We start from the raw sequence: 17422 nt of genomic DNA, 5'->3' as shown, positions 1-17422 counted from the left end.
ATTAAACGAGAGATTTAGAAATTGTGGCACGTTTGATATCTCAATACTCATATCTAAATACTCATATCTAAATACTCATATCTAAATACTCATATCTCAATACTCATATCTAAATAAAAAAGAACTCCTGAGCTAAATCAGTTCAGGAGTTCTTTTTATTTATTCCTCATTCTTGTTGAGGAAGACGAATTTTCCATCAAATGCATCCAGTTTGATTACGGAATCTCTGGATATTTTTCCTGATAGTATCTCTTTAGAGAGTTCGTTGAGGATTCTTTTTTGGATGACACGTTTCAATGGTCTTGCACCATAGACAGGGTCGTATCCTAATTGTGCTAACCAATCTAGGGCTTCGTCAGAAGCTGTTAGGAAGATGTTTTGTTCAGCAAGTTGTTTTTCAACCCTGTTAAATTGCATCCTAACGATATCACCAATTTCTGTTCTGGACAGCGGAGTAAACATGATCACCTCATCAATACGGTTCAAGAACTCTGGACGGATAGATTTTTGCAATAGATCAAGGACTTCATCCTTTGTTTTCGCTACGACTTCTCCTCTGTTCTCATCATTCAATTTAGAGAAATTCTCTTGGATAATATGAGAACCGGTATTGGAGGTCATGATGATGATGGTGTTCTTAAAGTTTACTACACGGCCTTTGTTGTCTGTCAAATGGCCATCATCCAATACTTGTAATAGGATATTGAATACATCCGGGTGTGCTTTTTCGATTTCATCTAATAGCACCACTGAGTATGGTCTACGACGTACGGCTTCGGTTAACTGTCCGCCTTCGTCATAACCCACGTATCCTGGAGGCGCTCCGATCAAACGCGATACGGCATGTCTTTCTTGGTACTCCGACATATCGATCCGGATCATGGCCTGTTCGTCATCGAACAGATATTCTGCCAAGGCTTTTGCAAGTTCGGTTTTACCGACCCCTGTTGTACCAAGGAAAATAAAGGAACCGATTGGGCGTTTAGCATCACTCAATCCGGCCCTTGATCTACGGATCGCATCAGCAATAGCTTCAATAGCCTCATCTTGTCCTGCGACACGCTTATGTAATTCTTCTTCCAGGTTCAATAGTTTTTCCCTTTCGGATTGAATCATTTTACTGACAGGGATACCGGTCCATTTTGAAACCACATCAGCGATATCTTCGGAAGTTACTTCTTCCTTAAGCATACGGCTGCTGTCTTGTTTCTCTGAAAGTTCTTTTTTCAAAGCATCCACTTTGTCCTGAGCTTCCTTGATCTTACCGTACCTTAATTCTGCAACCTTTCCGTAGTCGCCCGCACGTTCAGCCTGTTCAGCTTCCAGTTTGTAGTTTTCTATGTTTTGAGCCTCCGCGTTGACCTGGTCCACCAAGGTCTTTTCAGATTGCCACTTAGCCCTTAATGAATCTCGTTCATTGGAAAGGTTGGCGATGGTTTCTGAAAGTTCAGAGATTTTCTTCTCGTCTTTTTCACGCTTGATCGCTTCTCTTTCAATTTCCAATTGCATGATCCTTCGTTCCAGTTCATCGACCACAACCGGAACTGAGTCCATTTCGAGCCTCAATTTGGACGCTGCCTCATCGACTAGGTCAATGGCCTTGTCTGGTAAGAAACGGTCCGTAATGTATCTTTGTGAGAGTTCTACAGCCGAAATGATAGCCTCATCCAGGATCCTAACTTTGTGGTGGGTTTCGTAACGTTCCTTGATACCACGTAGGATAGAGATTGCATCTTGGGTATCTGGTTCTTCCACCATCACTTTCTGGAACCTACGCTCTAAGGCTTTGTCCTTTTCGAAATACTTTTGATACTCGTTTAGTGTCGTTGCACCGATTGTCCTCAACTCACCACGCGCCAATGCAGGTTTCAGGATGTTTGCAGCATCCATAGCGCCCTCACCGCCACCAGCACCAACTAAGGTGTGGATCTCATCAATGAACAGGATGATTTCACCGTCGCTGTCCGATACTTCCTTAACTACAGCCTTTAGGCGTTCTTCGAATTCACCCTTATATTTCGCACCGGCAACCAATGCACCCATATCCAAAGAGAATACGGTTTTGGTCTTCAAGTTTTCAGGAGCATCGCCTTTTATGATTCGGTAGGCAATACCTTCGGCAATCGCTGTTTTACCTACTCCGGGCTCACCAACCAAGATCGGATTGTTCTTTGTCCTACGGGATAAGATCTGCATGACGCGTCTGATTTCTTCATCGCGACCGATTACAGGGTCGAGTTTGCCAGATTCAGCATATTCATTAAGATTCCTAGCATATTTGTTCAATGCATTGTAGGTTGCTTCGGCATTTTGGTCAGTTACCCTTGAATTTCCCCTCAATTCTTTTATTGCGGTTTTTAGGTCTTTTTCAGTGACTCCTTGGTCTTTCAATAGGCTGGCAACCTTGTCGCCGGATAGCAATAGTCCTAACAGGATATGCTCAATGGAGACGAACTCATCGTTAAATTCCTTCAAAAAGCTCTGCGCTTTCTGTAATACAGCGGTAGCGGAGTTGCTTAGATAAACATTGCTTCCGCTTACCTTAGGGTAGGATTCGATAATTTTATCGACCTCTTGGCTCAGGTAGCTGATATTGACGTTTAGTTTCTTGAGTAAATGGGAAATGACATTTTCATCTACTGATAATAAGGCTTTCATGATATGCGCTGGCTCGATCGCTTGTTGCTGATGGCCAGATGCAATTTCTGAAGCTTTTTGTATTGCCTCTTGGGCTTTGATTGTAAAGTTGTTAAAGTTCATATGTAGTTTCGCTATATGTAATATTAGGTTAACAAAAGGAATGCCTACAGTGTTTTTAGTTATTTTACTGTAATATTGACAGTTAAGTTTAAATACATATGCCAAAAAGACATACAGTAATTAGTTTTTGTGAAAATAATGGCTTGTAGGTCATTTAGTTAGAGTTTTTGTAAGAATGAAGGAGTTCAAAAGATTTGTAAAATTGATATGAAGTTCACATATTTGCATCGCTTTTAAGGGAAATGCCTCCTTAGCTCAGCTGGTAGAGCAACTGACTTGTAATCAGTAGGTCATTGGTTCGATTCCGATAGGAGGCTCAAAAAGAGGGTATCAATTGATACCCTCTTTTTTGTTTTTCTATTTTTTTTCTATTTGAGCATCATCGCCTCTTTATGGTTCAGTACCTGTTTAAAGGTTGGTGTACCGTTTTGGAAAAGGCTTTTATGGTGCGGTGCAGGGATCAGAACTTTTACTTCATATTTTTCGAGTGGGATAAAGAATAGAATTCCATGTTCGACAAAGTTTTCATCTGTTATCTCTGTGAATTTCTCTGCTTTATCGTTGATACGATTTAATGATTCTAATTTTTTAATGACCTGCTGCATGTTTATTTTTCTTCATGAAAAACCAATATTGGCACCTTTGAATGCAGAGCAAGGTTATTGCTGATGCTGCTGTTGAATAGGCGATCAAAGAAGCTTCGGTTTCTCTTAACGACACCAAATATATCAATATTGTTTTCAAGGATATAATTTGCAATGGTATTTTCTATGCTTTCAACCTCATCCAGGAGAACATAATTAATGTTTTCTTGTGGAAATTCCTTTTGCCAAGCTTCCGTCTGCAATAGTACATCGGCCACTTTATCATTGTGCATCACGTGTAAGCATTCGATTTTAGCATCCACAGCTTTTGCCATGATGAGCATTTCCTTCAACGCGGATTTGTCCTTTTCACGGAATAGAGTCGTGAAGACAGTGCGCTTGATACCTTGATATTTAGCATGTGGAGGGACAGCAAGAACTGGGTTTTGGATAGACTTGATAACACTTACGGTATTGGTTCCGATTAATTTGGAAAGAAATCCAGATTCACCATGTGTTCCCATAACCACCAAATGGATCTTTTCGCGTTCTACAATGCTTTTTACCACTGAAGCGACCGGCCCTTCTTCAAAAAGAAAAACTAATTCAACTTCTTGCATCCCGATCTCGGAAGCGATCTCTCGGAGTTTTTGGGTTTTCTTTTTATAGACTTCGAATTGGTTGAGCTCAATGGTCTGATAGACTTCTCCTAAAAGTTCCGGTTGTCCACCGTGCGTTGCGGAAAGGACCGGCTCTAGATAGGAGTATAGCACATAAATCTTGGCATCAATCGATTTGGCAATATGTAATGCATAGAGGAACGCATTATTGGCGATTTCGGAAAAATCTGTAGGAAATAAGATGGCTCTCATAGTCGTTAATTTTGTGTTTGTTAAATTTACCAAATAATGGGCAAGGAATTAATGACCTTTATCATTATTTTATACCAACTGTAGCATGGAATTGTTTTATATCGTTATCCTAATATAGAATATTTATAGCAGGATTTGTATGAATAAAGCTTAGCTTCATCTATAGTTTTTTTAATTACAGAAGATTAGAGAAGACATAGGTGGGAATTTTAAGGAAATATCTCAGTAACAGTACAGCATTGAACCTAAGGACAGCTTTGGAGCAATGTGCTATGTCTAATTCTGAGAAGAGTAAATCCTTTCTATACAAGAAATTCTATGGTTATGTGATGGCTATCGTGATCCGCTATATGAAGCATGAAATGGAGGCTGAGGAGCTGGCCAATGAATGTTTTGTGAAAGCCTTCAATAAGATCGGGACCTTTTCATTGCATGAAGATCCCAATGTTTTAGAGAAGACTTTTAAGTCTTGGATAGCGAGGATCGCAGTTAATACGTCGATCGATGCCCTGCGGGTTCGGAAGCAGATGTATATGCTGGACGATTTGAGCAGTAGTGATACCTTACATTATTCCGTAGATAATGGAAGCAGGTTGGAATATGAGGATATGCTTTCCTTGATACAGCAGTTGCCAGATATTCAGCGATCGATCTTCAACCTGTATGAAATTGAAGGTTATTCGCATGAGGAGATAGGGAAGGAACTGGGAATCCCAGAGAGTACTTCCAGGACTTATTTGACAAGAGCGAAGCAAAAGTTGCGCAAATTGTATTTGAGTCAAATTGATTTAGAAAATATTAAATCCTGATTCGTTTAGATAATGGAAGAGAAGAATAAAAAAGATATTGTCGAACAGATCGTCGAAAAGATGAAATCCATGGAGGAACTTCCGTATAAGGAAGGTGCATGGGAGAATTTTCAGAGTCGATATGGTGCTGCCCCGGTTAAAAGGAACAAAACTTTCTATTGGGCTGCCAGCGCTGCGGCAATTTTATTGTTGGGAATTGGAACGGTTATGTATTGGCCGGAAAATACCTCTAACAATATTGATAATCAAATTACCGCTAACCAAGATCCTGTTGTAGACAATGAAACCGGTTTTCAAGATAACGGCGGTGACCAGGATGTTGTAAGCGGTCAGGATGAAAGTGTAATTGGTTCTCAAGGTAATTTAATTGCAAGTCAATCTGATTTGAATACTTCTGTACAAGGGAATGGCCTAATAGCTCAAGCGGGAGGTGAGGATGCTAATGCAGAGATTAGAGGTTACCAGGACCTGGGATTGATATCCAATTATTCAAATGATGGTATCTATCCGAGCGGTATCCAGATCCCTAATGCACTTCATTCCTATAATCTATCCAATAAAAGAGCGAAGATTGAAATGGATAACGACCTGAGAGGTTTCAGGGAAAATAATGTCAATAGCGAATTGGCATATCAAGCCCAAGAGGCAAAGAATGGTGCTGAGCCCTTAATAAAAAATAGGAAATTCAATTTTAGGGAGAAGTTTGATTTAGGGCTTTTCGTTTCTCCGAATTCCACCAATGAACGGTTCAATTTTGGAGGCGGGATGTTGTTAGCCTATAATATCAATAAGAATGTAAGTGTTAGGACTGGATTGGCTTACAATCGCTATGATGTTTCTCAAATGAAAGATCCAGTGGCGAATTCAGAAACTCCTGTTGTGGCCAGTAAAGATGCCTTGCAGAAAATTACGGCTAACGGTCTGACCCAGAATTTTGCAAGCAGTAATGCCATCATTCTACCGAATGTAAATGCAATTTCGGGAAATGTCCAAGCATTGGAAGTTCCCTTGGATGTTCGGGTAAAGTCTAAGTCTGGGTTTTATGCTTCCTCTGGTATAACTTATGCCGCTGTATTCAATCAGAACAGATATGCACATTATGTAGAGAATGCCAATACTGAATTGTTTGGCAATGGTCTTCCTGAGAGTGAGGCGGATGTAAAAACGGCTGTTAAGCAGGTTTCCAGAGCAATCAAGACGGAGGATGAAAACGTGAGCAGCAATGGATTTGGTGGTTTTGTCAATTTCTCCATCGGTAAAGAAATGAAGATGAACAAAAACATCAATCTTTCGGTTGAGCCTTATTTTAAAATGCCTGTAGGCAGTTTTAAAAGAGCAGATATGAATTATACCAACGGTGGTATAAGGATCATCACTAACTTCTAGGCTACAGTTGGTCGATACGGACCCAAGCCATTCCAGCAGAAATTGCTCCTTGTACTCCAGGATCACCGTCTTCAAAGACCAAGCAGTCGCTTGGATTGACATTTAAGTGTTCCGCAGCCAATAAAAAAGGTTGAGGAGAAGGTTTACCTTCAGGCGTGTCGCCTGCACAGACCAAAGTCTCATATCTTCCGACTACGTTAATGACATCCAAAGTAATGTTGAGGGTAGAGCGGCTTCCACCAGAAACAATCCCAATTTTTCTTGATTCAGCAAAATCATAAAGGACCTGTCTGACAAATTCTACGGGTTGTGTCTTTTGAATAAAATGTTCAATAAAGATGGCAGACTTTCGTTTTGCAAATTCAATTCTATCCAAAGGAACCTGATAACGGGAAGAGATTTCATCTGCCACATGCACTGTAGGCCATCCTGCCGTTTCATCGATCAGATCGGGGTTCAATAGAATGCCGTGTTCCTTGGCAGTTTCTACATAAGCAGCTTTATGGGCATGCATATTATCTGCTAGGGTGCCATCGACGTCAAACAGTAATGCTTTGAAAGGGGATGCGATTTCTTTTAGTTTAAGGTATTTCTGATAATTTTCTTCCGTCATGCCGCAAAAATAAGAAAGTCTCCATGAATTGGAGACTTTCGTGATCATTTTATGGTCATACCTTGAATCAAGGTATGCGTGTTAATCTTATTTTTCAGATTTACGACGTTTCAGCTCTTTCATGATTAAGCTCAACTCACGTCCAGTCTGTCCACCTACGGAGGTGTTTTCCTGAGCGCGACGGAACAGATAAGGCATTACTGATTTTACCGGTCCGTATGGCATATATTTAGCCACATTGTAACCTGCAGCAGCCAAATTGAAAGAAAGGTTGTCCGACATTCCTAAAAGTTGTGCGAAAAACACGTTAGGAAGATTGTGAGGGATGTTTCTTTTTTCAAGTTCATTAGCCAATAACCTGCAGCTTTCCTCATTGTGCGTACCTGCCATCAGGCCGACTGTATCAATGTTTTCAAGACAGAAGTCCACAGCGGCATTGTAATCGGTATCAGATGCTTTTTTGTTAGGTTGGATCGGGGAAGGGTAATTGTTCTCTTTTGCCCTTTCTCTTTCAATTTCCATGTAGGCACCGCGAACAAGTTTGGCACCAAGGTGGAAACCTTGAGTTTTAGCATAGGCAAAATCAGCTTTAAGGGAAGCTAATTTGTCATGACGGTACATTTGATAGGTATTATATACAATCGGGCTTTCCGAATTGTATTTTTCCATCATTTCTCTAGCAATATCATCAATGGTATCCTGGATCCAGGAGTGTTCAGCATCGATAAGCACGCGGATGTCGTTATCATAACAAGCTTTACAGATACGGTCACATCTCTCCATCAGGCGTTTGTATTCCGCTTGTTCTTCAGGGGAAAGTGATTCTTTAGCATCGATTTTGGCCAATAGGTCAAATCTTCCCAAACCAGTAGGTTTGAACACACAGAAGGAGATCAGAGGGTTTGCTTTAGCAGCTTCTACGGTCCTGAGGATTTCAGCGCAGCATGCATCGAAGCTTTCTTCCGAGTCTTCGCCTTCCACAGAATAGTCAAGGATAGTAGTTACATGACCTTTACCAAGGTCTTGGATTGCGGTTTGGCAATCTTGGATACTTTCTCCTCCACAGAACTGTTTGTAGATAGTGTTTTTGATAATGCCTTGAATCGGTAATCCGATATTCAACGAAAAGTTTGTAATTGGTGTCCCTATCTTAATTAGGGTATTGCTCGCGACCATTTTAAATAACCAATACGCTTTGTTAAGGTCTTTGTCGCTTTTGCCTTGAAAGGCAATTTCGGTGTTGTTAAAGTCAAGCTTTAAGGGTGAAGCTATGTCCATATTACTTTAATTTGATGTTGGTAAAATTAGGCTTTTTTTATGAATTAAAAACATAGTTATAATGTAAATCCTGTCAATTAAAATTACTTTTGTTTATGCAAACGTTTACATTAGAAGGGGACTATATCCAATTGATCCAATTATTGAAAGTCATGAACTGGGTTGAGCATGGTGCCATGGCTCAATGGGTGGTGGAAGAAGGACTTGTAAAGTACAATGGCCAAGTCGATTACAGGAAAAGATTAAAAGTTAAGGTAGGAGATATCGTGGAATTCGATGGGAATAAAGTGAAAGTTCAATAATTCTTAAGCTCTGTAAAATATCTGTTTACAGTTTTAAAAATCCAATTACATTCAATAAAAAAATCTATCTTTAGGTAGAAATTATATATGAAGAAGATTAATAGTTTAGGATACGAAGTCGTATTCGATGATGAGTTAGATGAACTGCAGTCCTTTCTCATTGATCATGATTATTCGCAACTCTTGATTCTCGTAGATCGAAACACGAATGATCATTGTTTACCTGTCATTCAGGCTGCCATACCTGATATTGTTGATTATGATATTATTGAGGTAGATCCAGGAGAAGAGAACAAGAACATAGACTTCTGTATAGGTGTTTGGAAAACCATGTTGGACTTTGGCGCCGATCGAAAAGCCCTCATGCTAAACTTAGGCGGTGGAGTAGTAACCGATATGGGCGGATTTGCCGCTTCTACCTATAAACGAGGTATTGATTTTTTAAATGTTCCTACAACTTTGCTTTCTCAAGTTGATGCCTCCGTGGGTGGTAAGACTGGGATAGACTTGGATAATGTAAAAAACATAATAGGTACGTTCAGCCAACCAAAGGCTGTGTTTATATCCTATAAATTTCTTGAAACATTAGATGACCGTCAGGTCCTTTCGGGATTTGCTGAGGTCATCAAGCATGGTTTGATCCAGGATAAAGATTTATTTAGCCGTTGCAAAACAGTTAGTTTGCCTGTTATACCTGAAGGTATGGTGTACGATTCTGTTGTCATTAAGAATAAAGTTGTTCTAGAAGATCCTACTGAAAAAGGCTTAAGGAAGATCTTGAATTTTGGACATACGATAGGACACGCTATTGAAGGATATTCCTTGGTAACTGATGTAAATCCATTATTACATGGAGAGGCAATTGCTATTGGAATGATCTGTGAAGCTTATCTTTCACATAAGGTTAACAATTTGGATAAAGCCGAATTGGATGAGATAGTCAATTACCTATTGTCAATCTATCCTAAATACAATTTAAATTCAGCAGTTTATCCTGAGTTATTGGCATTGATGAAGAATGATAAGAAGAATGAAGGCAATAAACTTGGATTTGCGCTGTTAAGAAAAATAGGAGATTGCGACTTCAATAAATATGTAGAAGAGGATTCCATCATTGAGAGTCTAGATTTTTATCAATCAAAAACCAAATAAATCAAATGAAAAGAATTTGCATACTGACCCTAGTCTGTTGTTTAAGTATCTGTTTTACTTTTGCTTCAGGAATTGTAAAGCCAAAGAAAGTTTTAGTTTTTACCAAGACAGCAGGTTTTAGGCATGACAACATTGAAGAAGGAGTGAAGGTCCTGACCAAATTGTTGAAGGATGAAAACATCGGAATGTTTCATACGGAGGATGCAAATGTCTTTCTAGCGGATTCATTAAAGGATTTTGATGCTGTTTTGTTCTTTAGTACCACCGGTACCATCTTAGATGAGCAACAAAAGGTAGCTTTCCAGAATTTCTTGAAATCTGGTAAAGGTTTTATGGGTGTTCATGCAGCGACAGATACAGAACACGAATGGCCATGGTACAATAATTTAGTAGGAGCATATTTTGCCAGCCATCCTGCTGTGCAAGAAGCGAAAATTGATGTAAAGAACAGGAAACATTTGGCTACAAAGCATTTGCCAAAGGTATGGATGCATAAGGACGAATGGTATGACTTCTCCAAAGTAAAACCTGATCTTAAGATCTTGATGACCATCGATGAGAAATCCTATGAAAATGGAAAAATGGGTGATTTTCATCCCATAGCTTGGTACCAGAAGTTTGAAGGAATAAAAGTCTTTTACACAGGCTTAGGACATACGAAGGAATCTTTATACGAACCGAACTTCCAAAAACAGCTCGTGGGAGGCCTAAAATATGTTTTAGGTTATTAATTGATTCTCAATAAATGATAATAAAAAGGAGGTATTTTACCTCCTTTTTTTATTGTAAATAAATTGTTGCGGAAAAGTCTTGTTTATTAAAAATTATTCATAAATTAGTTCTAATTGTAAACTTAATTCTAAACAAAATCAATTCCTGTTAATATTGTATTATTCCATTTTTATATGAAGGAAAAGTACAGCAGAAATTTAAAAGTGTTTGATGTACACTTTGTTAACATTAAGCAGAGGGGGTGAATTGAAAGGGAAAGTGCCATAAATACCGATAACTTTAATAAACTAAATAACTTTAACTAACAGCTTATGACACACGAGTACTTAAATCCAATTAGTAAACCAAAATAACTTAAAAGACTACATTTCTTTTTAGGAAGATAGAAATTCCATAAATGGGATTTCTATGGCTTTAAATAATAAATATTTAATTCATGGCTTTGCTATGCCTTGAGATTAAGATTTATTGCATCATTGAACTAATAATTTAACAAACTAACTAACAAATTCTATTATGGGAAGATCAATGAAGTTCCATAGCAATTCTTTTATTCCCAAAAGACTGCTAAAAAATGGACTTCTGATTTCAATGGGCGTGCTCGCGATGAGCAGTGTCTCCGCATCAGAAGTTTCAATTTGGAATAAAATCGCTATGCATCCATTATATGCGATGCAAAGTCCAGTAAAAGGTAAGATTATTAACCAGGCAACTCAAGAGCCAATTGCTGGAGCTACCATTAAAATCGTCGGCAAGACGTCGAGTACCTCATCAGATGCTTCTGGAAATTTTGAAATCGATGCGCAAGCAAACGATGTCCTAATCATTTCCTATGTAGGTTTTGCTTCTGCTCGTTACACGATCAGCTCTACCACTCAACCCATTACCATTACGCTTACAGAAGATAGCAGTAATCTGGAAGAAGTGGTTGTAACTGGTTATGGTACGCAAAGGAAGAAAGATTTGACAGGATCCGTTGCAGTTGTAAACGTGTCGGAATTGAAGTCTCAACCTGCAGGTAGTGCCGTTGAAGCTTTGCAAGGACGTGCAACAGGGGTTCAGATTGTCAATGACGGTGCTCCAGGTTCAACTCCTCAAATCCGTATCCGTGGTTATTCAACCATTAACAACAACGAACCACTGTACATCATCGATGGAGTACCTTATGAAGGCAAGTTGAGCTGGTTGAACCAAAATGATATTGAAAGTATGCAGGTGTTGAAGGATGCTTCTGCAGCTTCAATCTACGGTGCCCGTGCGAACAACGGGGTTGTAATCGTGACGACCAAATCTGGAAAAGAAGGAAGTACCAAAATCACCTTAGATGCCTATGCAGGCGCAGGTATTCCAAACAAGGGCTCCTTTCCCAAGATGCTGACTCCTCAGCAGATTTTGGATATCGACAATAAATTCAATGGAACGAGTTTACAGCTTCCTGACTATCTATTGGCCGGTTCTAAAACCAACTGGGATGTGACAGCAGCAGATGCGGACATGAACAAGTACAATTATTTTGCTAAAGATCGTGCATCGTTCTATCAAATTACTAAAGCCAATAAAGCAGGTACAAAGTGGTTTGATGAATTATCGCAAACTGCTCCAATCCAATCGTATCAATTAGCTGCCACGGGAGGAAATGAAACTTCTCAATATGCTTTCTCAGGAGGCTACCTTGATCAAAGAGGTAGTATTATTCATACCGGTTTCCGTCGTTATAACGTAAGGACCAATACCCAATTCAATGCATTCAATAAGAAACTAAGATTTGGTGAAAATCTTTCTTATGCTTATACAGAAGGTCATGGTATGGGTGTTAACCCAAATACTGCGGGTGGTTATCAGGGAGAAGGATCTGTATTGGGATTCGCTTACCGTATCCAGAACATTATCCCAGTGTATGATGAGGGTGGAAACTTTGCGGGTTCATTTGGTAAGGATTTAGGAAACGGTGAAAACCCAGTGGCTTTAGCTTATCGCGCTAAGGATAACATGAACCGTTCGAATTTCTTCTTCGGTAATGCATTTGCAGAGTACGACATCATCGATGGTTTGACATTACGCTCTAACTTCGGTTTGAGATATGAAAACTACAATGGCGTAAGTTACACTTATCCAAACCCAGAGTTCTCTGAAGGTAGTTTCAATAACGGTATGAGTGAATACCATGGATATACCACAGAATGGACTTGGACCAATACGTTAAACTACAAACCTAATCTAGGTGAAGATCATAGTCTTAACGTAATGGTAGGTACTGAGGCCATCAAAAACCGAAACCGCGGTATTGATGGAAGTAGGAATGGTTATTTTATCATGAACAGTTTAGACTATTTATATCTAAATGCAGGTAGTTCGAACTTCAACAATAATGGTTCAGGTTCAATTGGAAGTATGTTCTCATTGATGGGAAAAGCAGACTATGCTTACAAAGACCGTTATTTATTGAGTTTAATTGCTCGTCGTGATGGTTCATCCAATTTCGGTGAAAACCATTTATACGGGGTATTCCCAGGGGTAAGTGCTGCATGGCGTATTTCTCAAGAGGAGTTTGCTAAAAGCGCAGAATGGTTAACTGACTTAAAACTTCGTGCAGGTTACGGGGTGACAGGTAACCAACGTATCCCAGGATTCCAGTATTTGAACAGATATTTAGCTTCCTTGACAGAATCTTCATACCCGATCAATAATGGTGTAGTGAATGGTATCTGGCAAAACTCTTACTCTAACCCAGATATTAAATGGGAGCAGGTTAAATCATTGAACGTAGGTTTGGACTTCACGGTATTGAACGGTGATTTAGACGGATCGATCGACTGGTTTGACAAGAAAACAACTGATATGTTGTTCTTGGTTCCACTTCCAGCTGCTGCTGCAGGTAGAGCTGCCTCTCCGTACCAAAATATCGGTGATATGAGCAATAAAGGATTTGAGTTCTCTTTGGGCTACCACTATGGACACAGACAAGAGAAACCATTTACTTTGGATTTAGCTGCTAATTTCTCAAACTATAAAAACGAAGTGGTTGCATTAGCTCCAACCGTATCACAGGTTAACTACGGTGCCTTCCGTTCTATGGAAACTTCAATCTTACAGAAAGGTCAGCCATTCGGTTCATTCTATGGTTATCAAGTAACCGGTATCTATCAAAGTGTGGATGATGTAAATAATTCACCTTCATATGATGATGCAAGACCAGGAGGTTTGAAATATGCAGACATAAATGGAAACGGTGAGATCGACCCAGGTGATAGAACAATTATTGGTAATCCACACCCAGACTTCACTTATTCATTGAATATTAACGCTGCTTACAAAAACTTTGACGTATTGTTATACTTCTATGGTTCCCAAGGAAATGACCTGTATGAAGCTACTCGTTACTTTACAGACTTCGGGGTATTCCGCGGACAAAAGAGCGTAAGGGTATTAGATGCATGGAGTGAATCAAACAAAGGTAGCAATATCCCATCTCTACCTAATCCAGCTGACAAAACAAGTGCGATGGAATACGCAACATCCTCTTATTATGTACAGGATGGTAGTTTCTTGAAGCTTAAGAATTTCCAAATTGGATATAACTTACCAACTAAAAAGCTATTTGGTGAGAACACTACATTCAATAGGTTAAGATTATATTTAGGTGTTACCAACTTATTCACGATTACCAAATACGAAGGCTTAGATCCTGAGGTTTCAGCTACTCCATCTGCCTACCCAGCATTGGGTGTTGACTTTGGGGTATATCCACAGGCTCGTCAGTACACATTTGGACTTAATTTAGGATTTTAGTAGGTAGAGAATATTAAATAGAACAATCATGAAACGAAATAAATTAATGATTCTTTTAGGCGCGGGAATGCTACTTGTTACTTCCTGTGGAAAAGAATTTTTACAGAAATTACCTCAAGGCCAGTTGTCTGAGCCTCAGGTAGGGAATAAAGATGGTGTGGAAGGTGCGCTGATCGGTGCATACAGTATCTTAAATGGTAATGTAAGTGGCACTTGGGGCAACTATGCTTCTGCACCTAGCCAGTGGCTATTTGGTGAAGTTGCTTCAGACAATGCACACAAAGGTTCGGAGCTTACCGACCAGACACCAATGAACATGATCGAAACCTATAATGCGATCAGTACAAATGACAACCTGTCCCAAATGTGGCAAGTATACTTTGAAGGGATTTTACGCTGTAACAATACTTTGAAGTTACTTGCAGCGGATCAAGCGGGGCCAAAGGAAATCTCTGCCGAGCGAGCTAAGGAAATCGAAGCTGAGGCAAAAATGTTGAGAGGCCATTACAACTTCTTCCTATGGAGGATCTTTAGAAATGTCCCAATCATTACCGAAGCAACGACTACTGCTGAAGCACAGACCATTCCAAATGACAAGGATATTACTCCGGCTATTGAAGAGGACTTCAAATTTGCGGTCGCTAATTTGCCAGCTACCAAAATCAAAGATGAGTTTGGTCGTATGGACAAAAATGCTGCAAAAGCATATTTAGGTAAGCTTTATCTATACCAAAAGAAATACGCTCAGGCATTGACTTTGTTTAAAGAGGTTATGGCAGGTAAGGATATCACGACCATGCCTTACTGGAATAACTTTGATGTAACGAAAGAAAACGGACCTGAAGTGGTGATGGTTTCAAAACACGCCATCAATTCCAATGGTGCTGCTGATAACTCCAACGTAGGAGATATGTTATCCGGTCTGTATGGAAGTTCACCAGTAGGATGTTGTGGATTCTATCAACCAACTATTGATTTGGTAAATTCATTCCAGGTAGATGCCAATGGTCTTCCATTATCAACTACCGCTTACCGTGCTACTCCATACCTTTCCGATTTGAAAAACCCAACAGATTCATACGTATTAGATGTGAACTTGAAATTCGACCCGCGTTTAGATTATACCGTTGGTCGTAGAGGTGTTTCATATTTGGACTATGGAATTATGCCAGGTAATGCATGGATCCGTGACGCTAAATACGCTGGACCTTTTGTAACCATCAAAACCATGATCCCTGTATCTCAATTTGCTACCAATGCAGCTCCGGGAGCCAATTACCTTACCGGTTTGGATGTGAATATCATCCGTTTAGCTGATGTGTGGTTGATGGCTGCAGAATGTGAGGTTGAAGCAAATAACCTTCCAGGAGCTTTGAAATTGGTGAATGATGTTCGTAAGCGTGCTGCTACGCTTCCTGCAAAGAAAACAGGAACCGGTGCCAATGCCGCAGCATATAACGTGAAGCCATATCCAGCCTTTGCATCCCAAGCTGATGCACGTACTGCCGTAAGAACGGAGCGCCGCATCGAATTGGCAATGGAAGGACACCGTTTCTTTGACCTTGTACGTTGGGGAGTAGCTAAATCAGTATTAGAAAGCTATTCAACATTTGAAGGTTCATTTCTGCCTGCATACAAAGGTTTAACCTTCTCTGCAAACAGTGAATACTGGCCTGTTCCTCAGGTAGAGATCGACCGTAGCAACGGTGCTTTAAAATAGAACTATTAGGTTAATTCAATAAAAGAAGATGGGGCTGGTCGAAAGATCAGCCCTTCTCTTTTTCTATAAAATCTTTGTTTCATACTTCCTTAAATTCTAAACAATGATTATGTTTACAATATGAGAAGCATACTAATCCTAATGGGGTTATTGGCCTGCTTGACAACCAAAGCGCAATCTACCCTCAACCTAAATGATGAATTCCAAAAATCAACCGTTTTACCAAAGCATTACTACGGCTTTAGTCTTTACGATGTCGATCAACAACGCTTTGTTTACAACCATAATCAGGACAAACATTTTACTCCAGCATCAAATACCAAGGTCTTCACTTTATTTGCCTCCCTAAAGCTCATTGGTGATTCTATCCCAGGGATTGCATATGTTGAACGTGGTGATTCCTTGATTTTCTGGGGAACCGGTGATCCTAGCTTCTTACATCCAAGGTTAGATAATGGAAGAGTGTATAACTTCTTAAAAAACAGCAAGAAAAAACTATTCTACTCAAGTTCTCCTACGCAAGAACCAACTTACAGAAACGGTTGGTCGATCGAAGACTATGAATTCTACTACCAACCAGAACTGTTTCCTTTTCCGATCTATGGTAATGTTGTGCAGTTTAGGGAGGTTGATGGCAGACTCAGATTATTCCCAACCTATTTCGAACGCGATGTAAAGCAGCTATCTGATACAACAACTCGATATAGAATACATAGAGCAATGGAGAATAACAGCTATGAAATCAATGAGCTTCCTTTGCCTAAGAATTATGTCAATGAAAAACCTTTCCGACCTAGTGATAGCCTTTTGGTGCTATTGCTACAGGATACCTTGAAAAAGGATGTCGGATTGGTAAATCAGAAGCTGCCTCAAGATTTCAAGATCTATAATTCTGTAGAAAAAAGAGCAGTAGAGCGTGAAATGATGCTTCCAAGTGATAATTTTTTGGCTGAGCAACTAAACATGGTTGCATCCTTCTTGAAATACAATAGCTTCAAAACAGAAGACCTGCGCCAATATATGACTGACACCTATTACAGCAAATTAAGTGATAGCATTGAATTGAGAGATGGTAGCGGTTTGTCGAGTTACAATAAAATAACACCAAGGAGTATGGTGGAGGTTTTGCTTCAGATCAGTAATGAAGTCCGTGATGAGAACGCCAAGCTATATTTATTTCCGGCAGGAGGATTAGAAGGCACGCTAAAGAATGTTTACCCAACACCGGGAGGAAAGGCCTTTGTTTGGGCTAAAACAGGAACAATCAACAGTGTTCACTGTCAGAGTGGTTATATCATAACCAAACGAGGTAAGCGCTATGTTTTTTCTTTTCTGAACAATAATTACTTGGGGAGTTCAAGTCCAGTTCGCAAGGAAATGGTACGGATAGTTACCCATATCTACGAAAATTTTTAAACCAGTTCT

General features: G+C 39.7%; 13 protein-coding genes and 1 tRNA gene. 9 read left to right on the top strand and 5 right to left on the bottom strand.

Annotation, left to right across the window (positions count from 1 at the left end):
- Positions 1–159: 159 nt before the first annotated feature.
- Positions 160–2760, bottom strand: a complete 2601-nt coding sequence (gene clpB / locus NLF99_RS06530; RefSeq protein ID WP_254527258.1) for an ATP-dependent chaperone ClpB — start codon at positions 2758–2760, stop codon at positions 160–162.
- 244 nt (positions 2761–3004) lie between these two features.
- On the opposite strand from clpB, the gene NLF99_RS06525 reads away from it, so the two are divergent.
- Positions 3005–3077, top strand: a tRNA-Thr gene (locus NLF99_RS06525).
- Between the two features lie 51 nt (positions 3078–3128).
- On the opposite strand, the gene NLF99_RS06520 is transcribed toward NLF99_RS06525, so the two are convergent.
- Entirely contained in the window at positions 3129–3365 is a 237-nt protein-coding gene (locus NLF99_RS06520) for a hypothetical protein (RefSeq protein WP_185212207.1), read from the bottom strand.
- 2 nt (positions 3366–3367) lie between these two features.
- On the bottom strand, positions 3368–4216 hold the full coding sequence (locus NLF99_RS06515) for a universal stress protein (RefSeq protein ID WP_254527257.1): 849 nt from the start codon (positions 4214–4216) through the stop codon (positions 3368–3370).
- A gap of 200 nt (positions 4217–4416) precedes the next feature.
- On the opposite strand from NLF99_RS06515, the gene NLF99_RS06510 reads away from it, so the two are divergent.
- Both NLF99_RS06510 and NLF99_RS06505 read left to right on the top strand, forming a co-directional pair.
- Positions 4417–5025, top strand: coding sequence for an RNA polymerase sigma factor (locus NLF99_RS06510; protein WP_254527256.1), 609 nt, complete (start codon positions 4417–4419; stop codon positions 5023–5025).
- Positions 5026–5037: 12 nt separating this feature from the next.
- The gene (locus NLF99_RS06505; RefSeq protein ID WP_254527255.1) at positions 5038–6411 is read left to right on the top strand and encodes a hypothetical protein; all 1374 of its coding nucleotides are present in this window, start codon (positions 5038–5040) and stop codon (positions 6409–6411) included.
- A gap of 1 nt (position 6412) precedes the next feature.
- Here NLF99_RS06505 and NLF99_RS06500 read toward each other — a convergent pair whose 3' ends face one another.
- Positions 6413–7024, bottom strand: a complete 612-nt coding sequence (locus tag NLF99_RS06500; RefSeq protein WP_254527254.1) for an HAD family phosphatase — start codon at positions 7022–7024, stop codon at positions 6413–6415.
- 87 nt (positions 7025–7111) lie between these two features.
- Entirely contained in the window at positions 7112–8302 is a 1191-nt protein-coding gene (locus tag NLF99_RS06495) for a proline dehydrogenase family protein (RefSeq protein ID WP_254527253.1), read from the bottom strand.
- A 95-nt stretch (positions 8303–8397) separates the two neighbouring features.
- Between NLF99_RS06495 and NLF99_RS06490 the strand changes: the two genes are divergently transcribed.
- The 6 genes from NLF99_RS06490 (at position 8398) to NLF99_RS06465 (ending at position 17413) form a co-directional block, all read left to right on the top strand.
- Positions 8398–8604 carry an RNA-binding S4 domain-containing protein gene (locus tag NLF99_RS06490; protein ID WP_093096688.1) on the top strand — a complete coding sequence of 69 codons (207 nt, stop codon included), beginning with the start codon at positions 8398–8400 and terminating at the stop codon, positions 8602–8604.
- Positions 8605–8691: 87 nt separating this feature from the next.
- Positions 8692–9756 (top strand): 3-dehydroquinate synthase, encoded by a 1065-nt coding sequence (aroB, locus tag NLF99_RS06485; protein ID WP_254527252.1) that lies wholly within the window; start codon positions 8692–8694, stop codon positions 9754–9756.
- Between the two features lie 5 nt (positions 9757–9761).
- Positions 9762–10487: a ThuA domain-containing protein gene (locus NLF99_RS06480; RefSeq protein WP_254527251.1), complete on the top strand. Its 726-nt coding sequence runs from the start codon at positions 9762–9764 to the stop codon at positions 10485–10487.
- Positions 10488–11004: 517 nt separating this feature from the next.
- A complete protein-coding gene (locus NLF99_RS06475; RefSeq protein WP_254527250.1) occupies positions 11005–14277 on the top strand; it encodes a TonB-dependent receptor in 3273 nt (1090 codons plus the stop codon).
- A gap of 28 nt (positions 14278–14305) precedes the next feature.
- Positions 14306–15997 (top strand): RagB/SusD family nutrient uptake outer membrane protein, encoded by a 1692-nt coding sequence (locus NLF99_RS06470; protein WP_254527249.1) that lies wholly within the window; start codon positions 14306–14308, stop codon positions 15995–15997.
- A gap of 120 nt (positions 15998–16117) precedes the next feature.
- Positions 16118–17413, top strand: a complete 1296-nt coding sequence (locus NLF99_RS06465; RefSeq protein WP_254527248.1) for a D-alanyl-D-alanine carboxypeptidase — start codon at positions 16118–16120, stop codon at positions 17411–17413.
- Positions 17414–17422 lie beyond the last annotated feature (9 nt).

The organism is Sphingobacterium sp. LZ11T8 (genome assembly GCF_024261425.1).
Lineage (GTDB): Bacteria > Bacteroidota > Bacteroidia > Sphingobacteriales > Sphingobacteriaceae > Sphingobacterium.
This window is presented reverse-complemented; position numbering and strand designations above follow the sequence as displayed.